Origin of the sequence: Idiomarina solivarensis (genome assembly GCF_033052755.1) — a bacterium.
GTDB lineage: Bacteria > Pseudomonadota > Gammaproteobacteria > Enterobacterales > Alteromonadaceae > Idiomarina.
Map to the genome: position 1 here is coordinate 186618 of NZ_JAVFHZ010000002.1, position 21003 is coordinate 207620.

Genomic DNA, 21003 nt, shown 5'->3' on the forward strand with positions numbered 1-21003 from the left:
GGGTGGTTTCCCAAGGTGCCGCTGCTGGCTGTAGCCCTTGAACCCATTGGTTCAAGGCGGGGAGCAAATGGTATCTGCCGTAGGCTTCCCGGTTCATGCCGGGCTTGCACATGGCAGGCCAGTGATCCCCTTATAATACAAGCATCGGCTCAGGGACATAAGCCTGCTGGCTAACACCCCAGGAAACCGCAAAAGGGTTACAATGCGACTTCAGGTTAACAAGTACCAGGTTAACGATTACGCTGCGAGCGTTGTTCGCTCATTGCCTGCTCTATGGTTGCCTGAAGTAACTGAATTTTTTCTTCCAGTTTAGCTGTTTTAGCTGCCTGATCATTTTGATCCCGAATCCACTCGTGACACAAATTCAGGGCTGTCATGACCGCTATTTGTTCGACATTCGTTAGCTGCGTCCGTTCCTTGGTTTCTTCAAGTCTTTCATTAAGCGCATCTGCCGCTTGCTGTAACGCACTTTCCTGCCCGACAGGACATGCCACTTTATAATTACGTTCCAGCAATTTTATATCCATGGTTTTTGCGGTCATTCAAAGACTCCTTGCAACTGACTCAACAGCGTTGATGAGGGCATTATGGCATGAGCTACCGGTGTTTGTCAGCTAGCGATTATGTAAAGCCAGTGTTAGGATTAAGGCAAGATTAACCAAAGGCAGAATGTGAATGTCGACACGTTTTAATTATGACCGTTTAGTTGAACTTTACGCACAGTACGATATGACCCCGAGCGCATCAGAAGTGCAGGGTATGTTGACGGGGTTATTAGCCACTGGCAGCGATGCAAAAAGTGAAGATTTAATGACGCTAATGTCCGACCTTGCTTACGATGGACAGGGGATACCGGTTGAGCTAAAAAACTTACTACAACAACAGGCGGAAGAAATTGAGCATTCGCTGGGCGATGAAGATTTAGGCTATCGCTTACTGTTGCCGGACGATAATACGCCGTTGTCAGAGCGCTTAAATGCGCTGGCCGGTTGGGTCAATGCCTTTTTGGTTGGCTATGGCGTGAATCAGGAAAACATGACCAACTTAAGTGGTGATTTAAAAGAAGCCATTGAAGACATGGTCGAGCTGGCAAAAATTGAATTTACCGACGACGGTGATGAAGAGGAAGAGCGGGCGTACTTTGAAATTGTCGAGTATCTGCGTATTTCGGCCATGATGTGCTACACCGAACTGGGCCGAAAAGAGCACCCAGCGAACCAGCCTCCCAAAACTTTACACTAATCACTGACGGAGTTGAGGTCGTTGATGAGAGACGTTATTCCTCAGGATGAATTTAAACAGCGCCGGCAACAGCTTTTACAGTTATTGCCGGAACGTTCCATGGCGTTAGTCGCTGCACACAGTGAAGTGACGCGCAGCAACGATACCGAATACCCTTTTCGGCAAAACAGCGACTTTTTCTATTTAACCGGCTTTAATGAACCCGATGCGGTTTTGCTGCTGATCAACGACAATAAACCGCGCAGTGTTTTATTCTGTCAGGACAAAGATCCTAAACATGAAGTCTGGCACGGGTTACGCCTGGGTTATGAGAACGCGGTGGAGACCTTAGCGGTGGACAGCGCAGAAGACCTCGAGACCTTGCCGGAGCGTTTGCCGGAGTTACTGCAAGGCATTGAGTCCGCTTTTTATCCCATGGGAGAGAATTCAGTGCTGGCCGAACTGGTCGGTGATGCGCGCGACGAGCTCAGCGTAAAAGCCAGACGAAGCGGTAAATTAGGTCCACAAAGTTTATCGGACTTGAGGCCGCAACTGGACTCTCTGCGACTGATTAAATCGGCGAATGAAATTGCGGTAATGAAAGAAGCGGCTCGTATTAGTACTCAGGCGTTTCGCCGCATTATGTGCTTTGTCGAAGCCGGTAAGCAGGAATATCAGGTGGCGGCAGAATTGCACCATGAGTTTGCTATGAACGGCGCACTGCAACCGGCTTATGGTATTATCTGCGGCGGTGGTGCCAACGCCTGTGTCCTGCATTACACCGATAACCGTGACCCATTGCAAAACGGTGATTTACTGCTGGTGGACGCAGGTGCTGAATACCAGGGCTACGCGGCAGACATTACCCGCACATTCCCGGTCAATGGCCAATTTAGTGAACCGCAGGCCATACTGTATAACTTGGTGTTAAAGGCACAGCAGGCCGCCTTTGCGGAGGTGAAACCCGGCAGCAATCTGGTTCAGGCCAGCGAAGCGGCCGCCCGAGTTATCAGTGACGGCTTGACCGAACTGGGTATTTTGAGCGGCGATGCCGATGAGAACTTTAAAGAACAGCGCTGGAAAACCTACTTTATTCATGGGCTGGGCCACTGGCTGGGTCTGGATGTTCACGATGTGGGGCGTTATCGCAACAGTGACGGTGAACCCATTGCGTTTAAACCGGGCATGGTGCTGACGGTTGAACCCGGTGTTTATATTCCGGAAAGCGCCGATGTTGATTCCAAGTGGCGCGGTATTGGCATACGCATAGAAGACGATGTGGTGGTAACCGCCGATGGTTTTGACAATATGACCGCCGATGCTCCGAAAACCATTGAAGAGATTGAGACATGGATGAAAAGCCAGTAACTCAAACGGACGTTGCAATAGCCGGTGGCGGTTTGGTTGGCGCCTTAACCGGTCTGATGCTGGCGCAACAACGTCCCGACTGGCGCATTGTGGTGTGTGAACCACGAGCAGAGGGACCGCCCACCGACAAACGTATTATTGCGTTAGCGGCAGCCTCAGCTCAGCGGTTGCAGACGTTAGGTGTTCTCGAGGGCATTGAAAGTACGCCAATAAAGCATATTCACATTTCCGACCGCGGCTTTGCCGGTGCAACAGAACTGCATGCGCAGCAGGAGCAGGTTGATGCACTGGGCCGTGTGGTTGCTGCGTCTGAGCTGGTGAATAACTTGTATTTGAGTTGTCAGCAGCAAACCAATTTAACCTGGTTGTCGGGTGTTCGGCTCGAGTCGCTGCAACAGCAGCAAGAGCAAGTTGAGTTAACCCTGAATAACGGGCAACAGCTACAGACGAAACTGCTGATTGGCGCCGATGGCCAAAACTCGCTTGTGCGGGAACAACTCCGGTTAGAGTCCGATGTCTATAACTATGGTCAATTTGGCTGTATTGCCACGCTGGATCTTGAGCAACCCTTAAATGGCTGGGCTTTTGAGCGTTTTACAGAAGCCGGACCCATTGCGTTGTTGCCCATGCAGGGTAATCAGGCTTCACTGGTCTGGAGCTTTACCGAAGCGCAACGCGACGCGGCAGAGCAATGGTCAGACGCGGAGTTCCTGCGTCGTTGTCAGCAGGCGTTTGGCTACCGTGCGGGGCTATTCTCCGGGGTGTCCAGACGAGTCTTCTACCCACTCATTTTACGCCGTGCCAAACGGTCGGTGCACCATCGCAGTGTCATTATTGGTAACGCATCGCACGCGTTGCACCCTATTGCCGGGCAGGGCTTTAATCTGGGTCTGCGCGACACAGAAGAACTGTGCCAGTCGCTGGCGGCAACGGATGACCCGGGTAGCTTTAAAGCGCTGCAGCGTTACGAACAAAGTCGCGAGCAGGACTACCAGGCCATTATTAAGCTAACGGACGGCTTGGTTCGTGGGTTTTCCAACCATTACTGGCCAACGGTTCTTGGCCGCAACAGTGCGCTGATGTTGCTGCAGCACTGCGGCCCGTTGAAATCAGCCTTTGCACGCTTAACTATGGGAATGCGGCCATGACAATGAAACGCAAAAAAGTCGATGTCGTGATTGTGGGTGGCGGCATGATAGGCCTGAGCCTGGCAATTGGTTTGGCTCAGCAAAACCGCCGGGTGGTGGTGCTGGAACGGCATGCGCAACCTGAACTGTCCAACAAGCTGGCGCTGCGGGTGAGTGCATTAAACGATCGCAGTCGCGCCTTATTGAATCGCTGCGGTGCCTGGCCCTTGATACAGGCGCACCGCACCGGCCCTTACCAGAGTATGCAAGTGTGGGACAAAGACAGCCCGGCGCACATTGAATTTTCAGCAACGGAAATTAACGCTGCCGATTTAGGCGCTATTGCTGAGAATAACGTGGTCGAACATTTTTTATGGCAATGCGCTGAGCAGACCGGCGTTGAAATGTTACAGACAGACCAGTGGTCAATACTCAGTTCGGGTGATGAAACTACCCCGGTAGAAATTGATGTGGGTGAGTGGTTACTGTCGGCCGATCTGCTGGTCGGTACCGATGGCGGCCGCTCCAAAGTTCGTCAGCACACTGAGTTGCCATTAACGTTCTGGGATTACGGTCAGCAAGGCATTGTCGCGAACATCCGCACCGAACAGCCGCATAACGGCGTTGCGCGTCAGGTGTTTTTACCCACCGGGCCGCTGGCGCTGCTGCCAACGCCAGATCCTCATACCGTTTCTATTGTCTGGTCGGCGGATGAGGATCTGGCTTCTGAGTTACTTCATGAAGCGCCGGAACGTTTCGCTAAGCAGGTGGAGACCGAGTCAGGTCGAGTGTTGGGTGCCTGCGAATGCGTTTCTGAGGTTAAAGCTTTTCCGCTCAGAATGCAGTACGTTCGCCAGTGGTATCAGCATCGCATTGTGTTAGCCGGTGACGCCGCTCATACCATTCATCCTCTAGCCGGGCAGGGCGCTAATTTGGGCTTTGGTGATGTGAAAGCCTTAACCGCACAGCTTGAGGGCGTTAATTTGTCGTCGCTATCGCAACTGCAACGCTCGTTAAGTGCCTACCAGCGCGAACGAAAAGCCGACACACAGCTAATGATTGCCGCCATGGAAATGTTCAAACGCGGCTTTGGTACCGCTAACCCAGTGATAAAAGGGCTACGCGCCCTGGCTTTTGCACTGCCCAACAAGCTGACTTTCATAAAACGCAAATTAGCCGAAGTGGCTCTGGGGACAGAGAGATCGTAGCCTGACGTTCACGTCAGGTGAGATGCTTAAATCCTGGCCTTCAGATAATCAGCTAACTGTGAAGCTGCGCTCGAAGACCCGCCAGCCAAACGCATAATGACGTTAACCGAGCCGGGATCGGGTAAGGGCCGGTTGTCGGGGAAGCTTTCTAAAATGGGAATATCTTGTGGCACGGTGCTTTTAGCCAGCACGGTCATTCCCAATCCACTATTGAGCGCGGCCGTTAAACCGGAAAAGTCGGTGTTGGTGTAAGTGATACGGTAAGGCTGATGGGTGCGCTGCAAACTTTGTTCTGCGCGGCGGCGGTAAATGCAGCCTTCCGGGGCAACTACCATCGGCCAGCTGGGTTGCTCTAATAAGCCGGGTAACCCCACCCAAACCAATTCTTCGCGCTGAATCAAAACATCGCTTTTATTGGTTTGTTCGCGCAGTGCAAGAATAATATCGAACTGTTGCCCAAGCCCGGACAGTAAGTCTTTACTCAGTGCGGAGGTTACCTGCAGTGTGACCTGTGGGTACACCTGAGCAAACTGGCCAAGCACTTTGGGCAGCAGACTGGAGGCAAACTCGCTGGTAATACCCAGCCGCACTTTACCACTGACTTGTTGGGGCTCGAATTGTGCCCAGGCCTGATCATTCAGTGCCAGCATACGCTGAGCGTAATCGAACAGCAGATCGCCGTCGGCGGTGAGCGCAAAGCCGCTGCCTTTTCGGGTCAGTAGCTCAACACCCAGTTGTTGTTCCAGTTTTTTCAGCTGCAGGCTAATGGCAGGCTGCGAACGCCCCATGCGCTCTCCGGCCAATGTCATACTGCCTAATTCTATAACCGCACTAAAACTGCGTAAGGCTTCTAAGGATAAATGTTTCATTGGCTCACTTTATAAAGTCATGACCAGTTATTTGAAAAATTAATACCATTATAAGCATTATTGATTTTAAGTTTAAGCAAATCACGCCTATAATTTGCGCCCATACACACGCACATAAAGTGAACAGAATAAGGAACACGGTATGGGTAGCAAAACGCCACTGTACGATGCACACGTTAAAGCGGGTGCAAAAATGGTTGATTTTCACGGCTGGGACATGCCGCTGAACTACGGTTCACAAATTGAAGAGCACCATGCTGTGCGCCGTGACTGCGGTGTTTTTGATGTGTCTCACATGACCATCGTTGACGTTGAAGGCCCTCAGGCTCAGGCGTTTTTGCGCTACCTGCTGGCTAACGATGTTGCCAAGCTGAAAACCGAAGGCAAAGCACAATACACCAGTATGTTGAATGAAAACGGTGGTGTTATTGATGACTTAATCGTGTATCACTTTTCAGAGACTTCATACCGCATGGTGGTTAACTCTGCGACACGTGACCGCGACCTGGCCTGGATTGAAAAAGTAGCGGCCGAGTTTGATGTCACCACCAAAGAGCGTGACGACATGGGTATGTTAGCTTTACAGGGCCCTAAGGCCGCTGAAAAAATCCAAACGGTTTTAACCAGCGATCAGTACGCTGAAATTGACGGCATGAAGCCTTTTGTGGGCAAAGACGTTGGCGATTACTTTATTGCGACCACCGGGTACACCGGCGAAAAGGGTTATGAAATTGTGGTTCCTGCGGACCAGCTTGAAGCGCTGTGGGATGCTCTGCTAAAAGCAGACGTTGCTCCTTGTGGACTGGGCGCACGTGATACCCTGCGCTTAGAAGCTGGCATGAACCTGTACGGTCAGGATATGGATGAAGAGATCACGCCGCTGGAAGCCAACATGGGCTGGAGCGTAGCGTTTGAACCGGCTGACCGTGACTTTATTGGCCGTAAAGCATTAGAGCAGAAAAAAGCAGAAGGCCACGACAAGCTGGTTGGCCTGGTGATGGAAGAGAAAGGCGTGCTTCGCCATGGTCAGAAAGTGACCGTTGAAGGTGGCGAAGGCATCATCACTTCTGGTACATTCTCGCCTACGCTTGGTTTCTCGGTTGCAATGGCTCGCGTTCCATCTTCTGTTGGTGATACAGCGGAAGTAGAAATGCGTAAGAAACAAATGCCGGTGAAGGTGGTTAAGCCAGGTTTCGTCAGAAACGGTCAATCTGTTTTATAATCGAATAAGATTCAATACATTCCGGCTATGCCGGTTAGAAGGAAAGTAAAATGAGCAATATTCCAGCAGATCTGAAATACGCATCAACCCACGAGTGGGTCCGCGATGAAGGCGACGGTACCTTTACTGTCGGTATCTCTGAACACGCGCAGGAACTTCTTGGCGACATGGTGTTTGTTGAGTTACCAGACGTGGGCGATAAAGTTGCCACAGGCGACGACATTGCTGTCGCTGAATCAGTAAAAGCGGCGTCAGACATTTACGCACCAATGACCGGTGAAGTGGTTGCGGTTAACGAAGATCTGGAAGATGCCCCTGAAACGGTTAACAACGACCCTTACGGTGATGGCTGGTTATTCCGCATAAAAGCAGAAGACAGCGGTGAGCTGGACAACTTGTTGGACGCAAACACCTACGAGGCTTCAATAGACGAAGACTGAGGCCATTGGCGCATAGCACCAATGACACAGAGCGTCCTGAGCCCCGGAAATTAGCCGGGGTTCATTGTTTCTTAATTCCGATAAGTTTTCGATAAATTCCCGATAAATGTACGAGGCCGAGTTACATGAGCAGTACTACCCTGACGCAACTAGAACACCACGATGAATTCATCAGCCGCCACATTGGGCCAAGCGCCGATGAGCAAAAAGCCATGCTGGCTGAACTGGGTGTTGATTCTTTAGAGGCACTAACCAAAGACACGGTACCTGGTGCTATTCTTCGTGAACCCTTCCTGAAAACCGGGGAGCCGCAAACGGAACGTGAAGCTCTTGCTCGCCTTAAAGGCATTGCGAAAAAGAACCAAATTTGCACCTCGTACATTGGTATGGGCTACTACGACACCGTAGTGCCTAACGTTATTTTGCGTAACGTGCTGGAAAACCCGGGTTGGTATACAGCGTACACGCCGTATCAGCCGGAAATTGCTCAGGGCCGTCTAGAAGCGCTGCTTAACTTCCAGCAAATGACCATGGACTTAACCGGCCTGGATTTAGCCAGTGCGTCGTTGCTTGATGAAGCAACCGCCGCAGCCGAAGCTATGGCCATGGCGAAACGTGTTTCTAAAAACAAAAAATCGAACGCGTTTTATATTGCCGATAACGTTTACACGCAAACTATCGACGTAGTGAAAACCCGTGCAGAATACTTTGGTTTCGACATTATTGTTGGACCAGCGCGTGAAGCGTCTGACCACGATGTGTTCGGTGCCTTGTTGCAGTACCCTGACAAGCAAGGCCAGCTGCACAATATTGAACAGTTGATTGGTGAGTTGCAGGAGAAAAAGGCCATTGTCGCCGTTGCTTCTGACCTCATGAGCCTGTTGATGGTGAAAGCACCGGGTGAAATGGGTGCCGACATGGTGTTCGGTAACGCCCAGCGCTTTGGTGTCCCTATGGGCTACGGTGGTCCTCACGCAGCGTTCTTTGCTACTCGTGACAAGTTTAAGCGCTCACTGCCTGGCCGCATCATTGGTGTTTCTAAAGACTCGCGCGGACGCCCTGCGTTACGTATGGCTATGCAGACTCGTGAGCAGCACATCCGCCGCGAAAAGGCGAACTCCAACATTTGTACCGCGCAGGTTCTGCTGGCGAACATGGCGTCTTTCTATGCCGTTTACCACGGTCCTGACGGTTTGCGCCGCATTGCCAACCGTATTCACCGGTTAACCGACATTGTTGCGTTAGGCATGCAGGACAAAGGCGTGGAGCTGGTGAACAGCCACTGGTTCGACACCTTAACCTTTGAAATGAAAGAAAACGCAGCAGACGTGTTGGCTCGCAGTAAAGCGCTGGGCGTTAACTTGCGTGTTGACGGCGAAGGCGTATTTGGTATCAGCCTGGACGAAGCAAAAACTCGTGACGACGTTGAAACCTTATTCGCAGCTCTGTTTGGCGAAAACCACGGTTTAGACATTGATATTTTAGATAGCCGCGTTGCCGGTGGCGACGTGGAATCCATTCCTGCTGACTTAGTGCGTACCTCTCAGTATCTGCAACACCCGGTATTCAATGAGTACCACTCAGAAACTGAAATGCTGCGTTACATTAAAAAGCTGGAAAACAAAGATTTAGCCCTGAACCATTCCATGATTTCACTGGGTTCATGCACCATGAAGCTGAACGCTACAGCAGAAATGATTCCGGTTACCTGGCCTGAGTTTGGTCAGTTGCACCCGTTCTGCCCGGCAGAACAGGCCGAAGGGTATTACGAGCTGGTTGAAACCTTGTCTGAATGGTTAATTGATGTGACTGGCTACGATGCTATGTCTATGCAGCCGAACTCGGGTGCGCAGGGCGAGTACGCCGGCTTACTGGCTATTCAGAAATACCACGAAAGCCGCGGCGACGGGCACCGCAACATTTGCCTTATTCCAAGTTCGGCTCATGGTACCAACCCGGCTTCCGCTCAGATGATGAACATGAAAGTGGTGGTGGTTGACTGTGACAAGCACGGCAACGTGGACATGGACGACCTGAAAGCTAAAGCCGAAGAAGCAGGCGATAACCTGTCGTGCATTATGGTGACTTACCCGTCAACGCACGGTGTTTACGAAGAAGGCATTAAAGACATTTGTGACCTGGTTCACAGCTACGGCGGTCAGGTTTACATGGATGGTGCCAACATGAACGCGCAAGTGGGTGTTACCTCTCCGGGTTACATTGGCTCTGATGTATCGCACCTGAACCTGCACAAAACCTTCTGTATTCCGCACGGTGGCGGTGGCCCGGGTATGGGTCCTATTGGTGTTAAACAGCATCTGGCTGAGTTTTTGCCAAACCACTCGGTTGTGAATATTGAAGGCCCTAAAGCAGGTAATGGCGCGGTGTCTGGTGCTCAGTTTGGTAGCGCGAGCATTCTGACCATTTCCTGGATGTACATTGCCATGATGGGCGGACGCGGTTTACGTGAAGCCTCAGAAACGGCTATTTTGAACGCCAACTACCTAGCTGAGAAGCTGAGCAAGCACTTCAAAATTCTGTACCGTGGCCGTAACAACCGTGTGGCGCACGAATGCATCATTGACTTGCGCCCAATGAAAGACGCCGCCGGCATTGCCGAAATTGATGTGGCTAAGCGTTTACAGGACTACGGCTTCCACTCGCCAACCATGAGCTTCCCGGTAGCGGGTACTATTATGGTTGAGCCTACAGAGTCTGAGTCTAAAGCCGAGCTGGACCGCTTCATTGAAGCCTTAGTCAGCATTAAAGCTGAAGCCGAAAAAGTGGCTGCAGGCGACTGGCCAAAAGACAACAACCCACTGGTTAACGCACCACACACTCTGGCCGACATTACCGACGCCGAGTGGGACCGCCCATACGACCGAAAAACAGCGACGTATCCGGTAGAAGCCGTTGGCTACGATAAGTTCTGGCCAACCGTAAACCGTATTGACGACGTGTTCGGCGACCGTAACCTGATGTGCTCATGCCCGAGCATTGAAGAGTATAGGTAAACTTTGTGATGTAGCCTGACGTTCACTTCAGGTGCTATATCTCACTGACATGAATCTGAAGCCCGCTTTTTAGCGGGCTTTTTTGGTCTACACGGTTTATTTTTCAACAGGATTAGTCAGTGAGAAAGTTTCTTTGAGCTGCTACAGAAGCAGCGATCTTTGTACACCTGCCGGCACTGTTAGCACAACTTGGCTTAGAAGCGATAGCTCAAGGTGACGCTGAAATTACGCGGTGCGCCGTATTGGAACTGGTTATAGAAGCCGAGCTGGCTGTAATAGCTTTTGTCCAACGCGTTATCCAGATTGGCTCTCAGGCTCAGCTGTTTATTGATTTTATATCTCGCCATTAACTTCACTAGCGCGTAACTACCTTGTTCCACTTCGGCTGTACTATTATCTGGTTTGGAGACTTGGTTGTAGATGTGACTCTGCCAGTTCACGCCAGCGCCTATGCGCAGTCCGTTAAGCCATCCATCAAACTCATAGCCGGTAAAAAGCTTGAGTTGCTGCTCCGGATTGATGGTGTTAATTCTTTCGCCATAGGGGTCTTCGGTTTCAAACTGAGTGTAGCCTAAATAAATGTCCCAATTTTTATTGATAGAGCCATTTGCTTCAAACTCAAAACCGCGAGTCTGAGTATCGTCGACGCCGCGATAAATGGGAATAGTGCTGTTTGGCAAGGTTTCACCGGTTTGTTCTCCGACATTATCTTGACGGATCTCAAAGCCAGCTAACGACAAATCGAGAGCGTCGCCGAACAGAGTGGCTTTGATTCCGGCCTCATAATTGATGCCCTTAATAGGATCCAGATAACTGCCATCGGTCTTGACCTTGCTTTGCGGAGTAAAAATGTCCGTGTAATTGGCATACAGAGCGTACGCCTCACTCAAGGCATAGGTGAGTCCCAGATAGCCCGTGAATTCATTATCGATTTTATAGTCATGTGTGGCCCCAAAATTGTCCTGATCGGTTTCCCAGTTATCTAAACGCCCACCGAGTACAACAGACAAGGCTGTGCTCAGCTCAAGCTGAGACGCGACATACACTGCCTGTTGCGTGGTTTCGCCCCATGAACCATACAGCACTTCATCGCTCCATTGTGGTCTTGGGTAATCGAAGTTGGATTTGCTAAAGTCTCCCAGTGTTGGTTTGGGACCGAGGGCGCTATAGTAGGGGTTGGCAAAATTCTGCTCCTGTTGATTGGTACCGGCCACCAGTTGGTGGTTGCGGCCAAAGGCATTAAAGCTTCCTGTCAGCTTGAGATCGATGGTGTGCTGGGTGCGACTTCCGTCGATAAAGGCCATAGAGCCGGGGATCATGCCCTCGTTGCTGACGGGATCCGGATTCCCTGTCGGCCAGAGCACATCATATTCCAGGCTGTTGTCGCCGTAGATGTAACTGCCTTTAAGGCGCCAATCTGAATTGAAATGATGCTCCAAAGTGACAAAGCTGTTGAGCGCGTTTGTCTCAGCTGAGGCCCAACTTGGGGCGGTAGAGACATGCCGGTCGTAATCGGTACGGTTACCGTCGCTATAAAACAGTGGCAATCCGCCGGACATGGTGCCCTCTGGTTTAGTATGTTGAAAATCACTACCCAGAGTCAGCAGGGTATTGGTTCCCAAATCCGCTTCCAGAATGCCGTAAAGGGTTTGCCGTTGTTGCTCATATCTGTCCTGCCAACTGTCTTTGTCCTGATAAGCCAATACGATTCGGCCGCGGACGGAAGCGTTCTGATTGAGTCCGCCAGAGAGATCGATCACACTGCGCAGCATGTCCCAGGAACCGCCGCTTATACTGATGTTTCCCTGAAAGTTTGTCGTGGGACGTTTTCGCACTAAATTGATGGCGGCAGAGGGGCTACCGGCGCCAAGCATCAAGCCGGTGGCGCCACGCACTATTTCGACACGTTCATAAAGAGCACTGTCCATCAGATTATCACCGTAATTAAAGCGGGTGTCATAGGTGGTTGGAACGCCATCATAAAGAATGCTGCTGACCGAGATTCCGCGAGCGCTGACGGAATATCTGTCGTTGTCAGAGGGACGGGCGTTAACTCCGGCAACACTGGTCATTACATCGATGACAGAATTAAGCTGTTGGTCGTTAATCGCTTTGGCGGTTACCGCGGTGACAGACTGTGGCGTCTCTAGAAACGAGAGATTCATGCCGGTAGCCGTACTCATATCGCTCGCTTTGTAGCTCATGGGCTCGCTTTGGGTACCGACCACCGTCAATATCTCTAGCTCTTTTGCTTCGCTCTTGTCGGTGGCGAATGCAGGGGCACACATTAAGACAGAGCAGAACAGGGCAATTGGGGTTGGTCTGAAGTAATGAGAGGGTTGCATATTAATATCCATTTTTCTGTTAATCCTTGAATGGTTTATAAAGCTGATTTGGCAAGGTTTTCGGCCTTAGTTGGTTTTACGCCAAAGCTATGGCTGGCGGTAAAACGGTGAAGCGGATTCTCAATATCGCCGGCAAACCTTAGGTTTTGTTCTCTGTCTTCGAGATCGATCATCTGCTGGTTGTTGTTGAGCTGGATACGGTTCAGACAAGTGCGTACAAAGGTCGCTTGGAATAGGTCGTAGCGGTGATATTTATCAGCAAACTGAGGGTGGGATGCTTGATACTCTCTCACTTTATCGGCGACTAGCGCCCAAAATCCATGCTCACTAAGGCTGGTGTGGCGATCGAGTAGTGGCGCTATAAAGCGGAAAATACAGTCAAAAATATCCAGTAGTATGTAGTTGAGCTTCATATCTTCTTCGAGCGATACGGCCAACTCTGCCACATGTTTTGGTAACGACGCACTGCCGTTGAGAATCGCAACTTCTTCGCCAATGTCCTTCATCAATATAGTGACAGGCACCTTTTCATCCAGCACGAGAATAAGGTTTTCTCCGTGAGGCATAAACACCAGATCGTAGGCAAAGAAGGCGTGCAGCAGGGGCTGTAGGTAGAGGTCCAATAGGCGACTCACCCAGTCGTGAGCGCTCAGGGGAGAGGCCTGAATAAGTGCCGCCAAGAGGCTTTGTTGCTGGCTATCTTGGTGCAGAAGGGCCGCTAGGCTCATTAGTTGCTGCCCCGGTTTTACCAAAGGCTCGCCTCTGAATCTGAGATCATAGGGACTTTCACGCCACAGCGCCGAGAGCATTTTCTTGTAGGGAGTATCTTTCTCCAACGCTTGCTCATAGTACCTGTGGTGGTAGCCGATAGCGGCTATCTCCCTGAGCAGAACAAATCTTTGATTGGCAAAGAAGGGGTCGCTGTTAATAAGCTCGGCGACAAACGCGTTGATTTTGGGCGTACGATTCATGTAGTAGGGCGATAAGCCCCGCATAAACCCCATGTTGAGAATGGAAAGTGCCGTCTTTACGTAACAGCGTTTGGGTTGGCTCAGGTTGAAGAAGGTGCGGATGGATTGCTGTACTTGATATTTATCACGGCCTCGGCCTAAGTAAATGAGGCGGTCGCGGGCTAGGTCGGCAGCAAATATGCGACTGACCTTTTCGCGCCACTGCCACGGATGAACAGGTATTAGAAAATAATCGTCGGGATTTTTGCCCTGCTGTTGAATTTTCTGCTCATACTGTAGCAACAGATCGTCGCCCAACTCGTCTAGCAGTAGTTGGCTATAGTCGAGCCCTTCTATCAAAGCCAGACTAGTGTGTTCTTTGCTGACTGCTAGCCACTCAAGTTGCAGCGGTTGACCGCTCTCTGGACTAAAAGCGTGACAGTCAACGGCGTCAAAGCCTATGCGGCCATTGTTGGCAACAAATACAGGGTGGCCTTCGGTCATAGCCGCTTCTATCTGCTGGTAATCACAATCAACCAGTTCCTCTACTGGTTTTGCCTGCCATAGAAGTTTGAAGGACTTGCTATAGAGGGTGCTGGTAATCTCCTCAAGATAAGTGGGCAGTAGTGCATCGCTTATGCCAAGACGATCCTTCAGAGCAATGATTAGTAGCATGGCGTCTGGCTGCTGTTGTTCGCCGTCTTTGAAACACTCGATAGACTCTGGCTCTATCTGCAGGTGGTCTAATTGATAGCGGCGTCCAGTGAAACGATAGCAAAGCTGGCCATCAGGCGTATCCAGATGGAATTGCCAACTTGCCTGCTGTTCTCGATCTTTTTGTGGCAATAGCTCTGGAACCAATAGTCGTTCATGATTAAATTCGCTTATAATTTTGGCTAGCAGATGGCGGCTTGCCAAATTCCAGATGGTCGGTGTCAAATGGCTGATATGGGTTTGGTCGATAATGGGCACTGTCATTGTAAGGTTCCTTTTGTTACTGCGGCATTGAAGCTAGGCAGGGTGCAAAAACCCAGCATGGCTTTTTTGTTTTTCAGTTGAATGGCTTGGCTGTAGTAGATGCCTACCGTCCGGTTCAGCGGATGTATCTTTTGGTTGTTAATATCCGGCTCAACGACTAGGCGCACAAAGCCTAAGTGTTGTAGTATCAACGAAACCACGGCCGTAATTGCTCGGCGACTGAAGCCGCTCTGGGGTTTACTGGCAGGGGCCAGCAGTAAATGCATACCGCAATCACCGTTTTGGCATTCATAGTGTTTCCCTACTTCATCGAAGCGAGGATCGTACAGCTCGGTATAAAGCACAGGTTCAGTGCCTCGATAGGCCATCAAGCCGAATTTACTTGTCGTAGGAGCAAGCTCGGAACGCCGCTCAGCAGACGTCATAGACTGTGCTCCCCAGAAGGCGGCGTAGTCGCGCTCGAGCCAGCCGTTGAGCGTGTCAAAGTGCTCGCTTTCTTGATATGCGCAAAAGTCAAAGCCATTCACCTTAAGACGCTTGCCCAGCGTAAAACCGCATCTTGCACTGAAGTCGGTCGTTTGGGGAGATGAGCGAACTGTTGTCTGAGAGGCCATCAGGAGACCTCCCGCTGCAACTGCTGATTCGTGCTCCCCGGGATTCCAAAGCTCTGGAAGGCGATTTGCTTCTCTATATGGTAAGGCGCTTCCCCCAAGATTTGCCGTAGTATTGTGGCATTGCGATAGCAGCCCATGCCCAAATCCGGTGAGCACAAGCCATGGGTGTGCAGCCCTAGATTTTGGACAAAAATTCGCCCGGCCTTGTCTATGTGGTAATGGCGTTGAACATCTGGCTGACCCTCTGGGTCGAACAGCAGTTGCGAGTGGAGCGGCTCGAGAAAATCTGGCAGTCGGTAGCAATAACCGGTAGCCATCACCAATGCCGAGGAGGTCAGTTCAAAATCTTGCGCAAGCTCTGTGTGCCTGCAACCCAGCAACAGTTGTTGTCCGTCGCTGTGAACGCGTTGCAGAACCGTGTTGGTCAGCAGCTGCACATCGAAGTCACAATGCAAGCGTTTTTGATAGAGCAGATCATAGATGTTGTTGATCAGATCGGCGTTGATCCCCTTATAGAGATTCTTCTGTGAATTGATAATCTCGCGGCGCTGAGCTTGGGGAAGAGCGTGGAAATAATCGATATAATCCGGAGAAGTCATTTCCAGCGTCAGCTTGGTGTACTCAAGCGGTAAGAACCTTGGCGAGCGGGTGAGCCAGCGTAAACGATAGCCGTATTTGTCAATATCCAGCAGTAAGTCCTCAAAGATCTCCGCTGCGCTCTGGCCACTACCAACTATGGTGATCTCACTCTGGCTCTGCAGCGTCTCCTTACGATGCAGGTAGTTAGCTGAGTGCATGACCCGACTGTCTGCACTGGGACAGAAATGAGGCATCCAGGGCTGAGTGCCGGTTCCCAGCACCAGATGACGAGCGCGGAAGGTCCGTTCTTCGGCTCTAGCTGTGTCCTGGCCTTTGATCAGGTAGGTGTCGGTTTCCGCATCGAAACTGGTCTGGGTGACCTTGAAATTAAATCGAAGGTTGCTGAGCTCAGCGCAGACCCACTGACAGTAGAGGTTATATTCCTGCCGTGGCAAGAAGAAGCTTTCGCGGATGTAGAAGCTGTACAGCCGGCCGGTTTGTTTGGCGAAGTTGAGATAACTATAACGACTGGTAGGATCGGCCATGGTCACCAAATCCGACATGATGGGGGTCTGCAACCTGGATGATTCCAGCAGCATACCGGGGTGCCAGTCGAAACCATCGTTGGCATCGACAAACAGGCATTCAAGATCCTCTAGCGGCTCGGCCAAGGCCGCCAAACTTAGGTTAAATGGGCCTATTCCTATACCCAGAATATCGTAGGTTTTCGTTTGCATCGGTTCGTCCTCAGGCGCTGGAAGGGGCGCCGGTCTTGTAATAACGGGCCTGCTCACGGCCAATTTTGCTGATATCGGTCAATACGGCTTCGATCTTTTCGAGACGAGTATGAGGATTGAGCAGGGTAAACTTGAGGTACTGACTGCCGGCCACCTTGGTAGCGGCAATCATGGCCCGCCCTTCGCGAGCCAGGCGGCCACGGATATGGCGGTTGCACTGATCCAGTTGGGTGCTATCAAGTGTCGGATCATTGAAGCGAAACACTAAGGTCGTCAATGAAGGGCGTTGAGCCGCCTGCAGTTCAGGGAAGCGCCAAAATCTCTCATAAAGGGCTGCCGTGGTGGCAATCAGGTTATCGAACATTTCGCCTATGGCATCCGGCCCAGCCGCTCTTAAACTCAGCCACAGCTTAAGAGCATCAAACCTGCGGGTGGTCTGCAGGCTTTTGTTGACCAAATTCGGCACACCGGCCTGAGCCTGACACTTGGGGTTGAGGTAATCGGCATGATAGGTGAGATAACCCAGCATCCCTTTGTCTTTAACCAATAACGCTGAGCAGCACACTGGTTGGAAAAAGGATTTATGAAAATCCAGACTGACCGAGTCGGCGAGCTCTATACCTTCGAGGCGTTGGCGCTGGGTCGGTGATAGCAACAGGGCACCGCCGTAAGCCGCATCTACATGCAGATAACAATCAAACTCTTGGCACAGTGCGGCTATGGGAGATATCGGATCTATGGCGCCAAAGTCTGTGGTCCCTGCGGTGGCGACCACGGCGATGGTAATTAATCCTGCAGCTTTGAGTTGTCTGAGTTTGCTTGCCAATATCTTGGGATCCATGCGCCGGTTGGAATCACAACCTATGCTCACCACGGCTTCGTGACCCAGCCCCAAAAGCGAGGCGGCCTTTTGAATGCTGAAATGGCTGAATTCAGAGCATAGGATGCGGTAATGGCGGGCATTGGGTGACAGGCCTGCCAAGACATTGCCTCTGTGACCCGGCTCGCGACTGCCTGCTAGTTCTCTGGCAAGCAGCAGCGCCATCAGATTGGATTGGGTACCGCCTGTGGTAAATACGCCATCGGCAAATTCTTGAAAACCCACACGTTGGCAGACCCAGTCGATAACCTTTTGTTCTATCAAAGTGCCGCCGGCGCTCTGGTCCCAGGTCTCCACTGCGGTATTGATGGCTGAAGTCAACTGTTCCGCCAATAGGGATGTGAGCATCACAGGGCAGTTGAGGTGGGCCAGGTAGTCTGGATGTTGAAAATAAATGGCATGGCTTAGATAAAGGGTGTCGATCTCAGCCAGAACCTGCTCAATGTTCTCCAAAGGATGATCGAGATCGATGTTGGAAAATGCTTTTTGCAGCTCTTCGGGGCGAATACCGCTGCTGGGACCATCGAGTTGTTCAAGGCGATTTTTTAAGGTCTCCATCCCCAGCTGCATCAAGCGGGTATAGTGGTGCTCAGGAGCTATACCAAAGAGCTCGGTGTGGGGAGCGAACTGCAGATGACCGGCGGTACCATAGCCTGGGTCATTGCTTGCCCTTTCAGATTCTATGCTGGTACGTGCCACTTTTGCCTCCTTTGCAATTGATTCAAGTCTGTCATCAATGACAAGTCATCCAGGGATAGGAACAGTCACAGTAACGGTCCTCCCCCGGACTATTCCTTTTTGACCGCCGCTCTCTCGGCAGTGCGGAAAGGCTAGCACGCGGTTAAATGCAAATGCAAATGATTCGCAATTGATCTTTTGTAAAGATGTTACTGGTCTGATTAGAAGCTGCTTAAAATGGTGGGATTACAATTTGATCCTTCAGACACCCTCGCAATATCGCTCCTGTTTGATGTTCCTATTTCAGCGACTTTTTAGTCACATTAGCTTTGCTAACCTGTCAGCGCTTCACTAATTTAATAAGAGCAGATAGCTGGAGGAACAGGAAATGGGCAGGCACTTTAAACAGGTATCGTTGTTAATCTTGTGGGGCTTTTTAATGAGCTTCCCACTTTTTACGCACGCCGCAGAAGATCCCGGAGCGCTGACTTTTATCATTAAAGATCAGAAGACTGACCGTCCGCTGCCAACTGTGCAAATTACGCTCACGGAACGCGAAACCAATTCCGCACAATCGGTAGAAACTGACTCACAAGGTCGTGTTGTTGTTGAAGAACTCGACCCCGGCCTTTATTCCGTTAGCGTAGCCAAAGACGGGTTCGCTCCAGCTTATGAACCAAGCATCCGCGTTATCACTCGTAAGAATGTGAAAGTTGAGTTTGAACTTGTTGAACAGGCCATTGAGAGACTGCTGGTTCAAGGGCAACGCGCCGAAGCGTACGGGTCCGGAAGCAGTACCTATATTGACAGAGAAGCCCTGCGAAGTGCTGTTGGCGGTGGGGCCGATCCACTCCTTTCGCTGGACGGTTTACCGGGCCTGGCATCCGCCAGTGAGTTTGCGAGCTTCAGCGTGCGCGGCCGTGGCCCAAGAGACAATTTGTTATTTGTTGATGAGTTTCCGTTTGATAAAGCGATTCACTTTGATGCGACCCTGGGTGAAGAAGAAGATATAGGTGGCGGCGGTCGTTTCTCGATTTTCGCACCGAACGTGATTAGTGGCGCCGAGTTTTCACCGGGTGGCTGGAGTGCCGCTTATGGGGGCCGGGCTGCATCCTTGCTCAAGCTGGAAGTCGCCGATGGTAACCCAAGCCCTTCAGCCAGTTTTCGCTACGACCTTGCGGGCTATGAAGTAGGTTACGATGGTCCGAGTGGTATCACCGAAGACTCTACCTTACTGGTTTCTGCCCGAAGACTCGATTTCGGTCAGTTATTTGAAACCATTGAAGAGCTTGATATCGGAGAGCCGGTATTGCGCGACGTCATCGTAAAGTCGGTCACACCCATTAACGATAAGCACACGTTAGAAGTTCTGCTGATAGACACACACGAGGACTATACGCGTGGCGTGACTCATGTTGCCGAATCGCCGAATTTCGAAGATACGGCACTGCAAGACTCTGAACAAGACAGCGATTTGTACGGCCTGACATTGCGGTCGTGGATTGGTGAGAACTCTATCTGGACTAACAAGGTTTATTATCGCAAAAGCGACAAAATTAGCTCAGAGGGTGAAGCCTTTCCTGAGCGTGTTCCGGAAGGAGCCCCCGCGTCGAGTTTTCCTGTGCGTGAAAACATTATTACTATTGGTGAGGGTGAAACTGAAATCGGCTTGCGCAGCGACTTCGAGACAATGAACCAATGGGGTTTGTTAAGTGCAGGTGTTCGATTAACGCAACTTGAACTGGATTATGACACCGTTTTAGACGGCGACTGGATCCGGTATGTTTACGACGACGATGATTTTCGCCCCGACCCTGATCAGAAATATATTGTCTTGATGCCTGAAAACATCAATTCGTCACTGGTTCAAAAAGAGACGAACTATGCAGGGTACGTTGAGCAGGTTTTTGAGTTCGGTGATTGGGATGTTAGTACCGGATTGCGCTTAGAGCGCGACGGCTTTGCCGACGAAAGCCTGGTTTCGCCCCGTTTCAGCGCAAACTGGCGGCCAAGTACAACAATGAGATACTTCGCGACCGCGGGGCTCTTTCATCAGTCGCCACGGTTTTTAGACCTGGCTGCGAATGAGTCGAACAACCTTGAGAACGAAGAAATCACGCACAGCAGTGTCGGGTTTCAGTTCTTCCCGAGCAAGAGCTGGTCGGTGCTGACAGAAGCCTATTACCAGAGCCTTGATAACCTCGTGGTAGACCTTGATAGAGCCAACGGAACGTTCGCTAATATCGGTGACGGTACATCTTACGGCGTTGATATTGTGGCCAACGGTATGATTACCGAGGGCATTTACGCTACCGCGACTTACTCCTATAACGATGCCGTAGTCGACCGCAAAGACGGCCGCGGTGAGGTTGCTGCAGAATTTAGTCGCGACCATGTCGCAACGCTCGGCTTAACCTGGGAAATCAACGACCGCTGGAAGGTGGCCGGGCGCTACAAATACTTGTCCGGCAGGCCAGATGACAACTTTATTATTCACGCCGACGTGCTGGGACCAGGGCAACCTTTGCGCTACTCTAAAGAAATAACAGAGCGTAACATTGGTCGTAAAAGTGGCTCGGGCATATTTAACCTTCGAGTAGATTACCGACGTGCCGTTGGCCCGGTTGATGTAACCGCGTTTCTTGATGTTATTAACGTAACGGCGGCGTCTTCGAGCGACGACACCGAATTTGACTATCGCCGGGGCGTGCAAGTGGATGACGATAGCGAAGCGGAACCACTTATTGGCCTGCGATTTGATTACGCCTGGTAA

General features: G+C 51.0%; 15 protein-coding genes and 1 other RNA gene. 8 read left to right on the forward strand and 8 right to left on the reverse strand.

Annotation, left to right across the window (positions count from 1 at the left end; translation table 11 throughout):
* Positions 1-3: 3 nt before the first annotated feature.
* A non-coding RNA gene (ssrS, locus tag RBK99_RS04870) (6S RNA) lies at positions 4-188 on the reverse strand.
* A 42-nt stretch (positions 189-230) separates the two neighbouring features.
* Positions 231-542 carry a cell division protein ZapA gene (gene zapA, locus RBK99_RS04875; protein ID WP_317503522.1) on the reverse strand — a complete coding sequence of 104 codons (312 nt, stop codon included), beginning with the start codon at positions 540-542 and terminating at the stop codon, positions 231-233.
* A 133-nt stretch (positions 543-675) separates the two neighbouring features.
* Here zapA and RBK99_RS04880 point away from each other — a divergent pair, with 133 nt between their 5' ends.
* Genes RBK99_RS04880 through RBK99_RS04895 form a run of 4 tightly spaced genes read left to right on the forward strand, consistent with a single transcriptional unit; the run spans position 676 to position 4924 of the window.
* On the forward strand, positions 676-1242 hold the full coding sequence (locus tag RBK99_RS04880; RefSeq protein WP_317503523.1) for a UPF0149 family protein: 567 nt from the start codon (positions 676-678) through the stop codon (positions 1240-1242).
* A 24-nt stretch (positions 1243-1266) separates the two neighbouring features.
* Complete coding sequence (pepP, locus tag RBK99_RS04885) at positions 1267-2589, forward strand: Xaa-Pro aminopeptidase (protein ID WP_317503524.1); 1323 nt, start codon at positions 1267-1269, stop codon at positions 2587-2589.
* On the forward strand, positions 2571-3737 hold the full coding sequence (ubiH, locus tag RBK99_RS04890; protein ID WP_317503525.1) for a 2-octaprenyl-6-methoxyphenyl hydroxylase: 1167 nt from the start codon (positions 2571-2573) through the stop codon (positions 3735-3737). The genes pepP and ubiH overlap by 19 nt, the downstream gene beginning before the upstream one ends.
* Positions 3734-4924 (forward strand): FAD-dependent oxidoreductase, encoded by a 1191-nt coding sequence (locus RBK99_RS04895; protein WP_317503526.1) that lies wholly within the window; start codon positions 3734-3736, stop codon positions 4922-4924. Before ubiH ends, RBK99_RS04895 begins: the two co-directional genes overlap by 4 nt.
* Before the next feature lie 26 nt (positions 4925-4950).
* On the opposite strand, the gene RBK99_RS04900 is transcribed toward RBK99_RS04895, so the two are convergent.
* Positions 4951-5793, reverse strand: coding sequence for a LysR family transcriptional regulator (locus RBK99_RS04900; protein ID WP_317503527.1), 843 nt, complete (start codon positions 5791-5793; stop codon positions 4951-4953).
* Positions 5794-5935: 142 nt separating this feature from the next.
* Between RBK99_RS04900 and gcvT the strand changes: the two genes are divergently transcribed.
* From gcvT to gcvP, 3 genes are all read left to right on the forward strand, one after another.
* Complete coding sequence (gene gcvT, locus RBK99_RS04905; RefSeq protein ID WP_317503528.1) at positions 5936-7015, forward strand: glycine cleavage system aminomethyltransferase GcvT; 1080 nt, start codon at positions 5936-5938, stop codon at positions 7013-7015.
* Positions 7016-7065: 50 nt separating this feature from the next.
* Positions 7066-7455, forward strand: a complete 390-nt coding sequence (gene gcvH / locus RBK99_RS04910; RefSeq protein ID WP_126782526.1) for a glycine cleavage system protein GcvH — start codon at positions 7066-7068, stop codon at positions 7453-7455.
* Positions 7456-7580: 125 nt separating this feature from the next.
* A complete protein-coding gene (gene gcvP, locus RBK99_RS04915) occupies positions 7581-10469 on the forward strand; it encodes an aminomethyl-transferring glycine dehydrogenase (RefSeq protein WP_317503529.1) in 2889 nt (962 codons plus the stop codon).
* Between the two features lie 194 nt (positions 10470-10663).
* On the opposite strand, the gene RBK99_RS04920 is transcribed toward gcvP, so the two are convergent.
* The 5 genes from RBK99_RS04920 to RBK99_RS04940 are packed head-to-tail and all read right to left on the reverse strand — an operon-like array spanning position 10664 to position 18251.
* Entirely contained in the window at positions 10664-12826 is a 2163-nt protein-coding gene (locus tag RBK99_RS04920) for a TonB-dependent siderophore receptor (RefSeq protein ID WP_411161968.1), read from the reverse strand.
* Positions 12827-12849: 23 nt separating this feature from the next.
* Positions 12850-14742: an IucA/IucC family protein gene (locus tag RBK99_RS04925; RefSeq protein WP_317503530.1), complete on the reverse strand. Its 1893-nt coding sequence runs from the start codon at positions 14740-14742 to the stop codon at positions 12850-12852.
* Positions 14739-15356 (reverse strand): GNAT family N-acetyltransferase, encoded by a 618-nt coding sequence (locus RBK99_RS04930; RefSeq protein ID WP_317503531.1) that lies wholly within the window; start codon positions 15354-15356, stop codon positions 14739-14741. The genes RBK99_RS04925 and RBK99_RS04930 overlap by 4 nt, the downstream gene beginning before the upstream one ends.
* On the reverse strand, positions 15356-16672 hold the full coding sequence (locus RBK99_RS04935; RefSeq protein ID WP_317503532.1) for a lysine N(6)-hydroxylase/L-ornithine N(5)-oxygenase family protein: 1317 nt from the start codon (positions 16670-16672) through the stop codon (positions 15356-15358). Before RBK99_RS04935 ends, RBK99_RS04930 begins: the two co-directional genes overlap by 1 nt.
* Positions 16673-16682: 10 nt before the next feature.
* Positions 16683-18251, reverse strand: a complete 1569-nt coding sequence (locus tag RBK99_RS04940; RefSeq protein ID WP_317503533.1) for a pyridoxal phosphate-dependent decarboxylase family protein — start codon at positions 18249-18251, stop codon at positions 16683-16685.
* A gap of 418 nt (positions 18252-18669) precedes the next feature.
* On the opposite strand from RBK99_RS04940, the gene RBK99_RS04945 reads away from it, so the two are divergent.
* A complete protein-coding gene (locus RBK99_RS04945) occupies positions 18670-21003 on the forward strand; it encodes a TonB-dependent receptor (protein WP_317503534.1) in 2334 nt (777 codons plus the stop codon).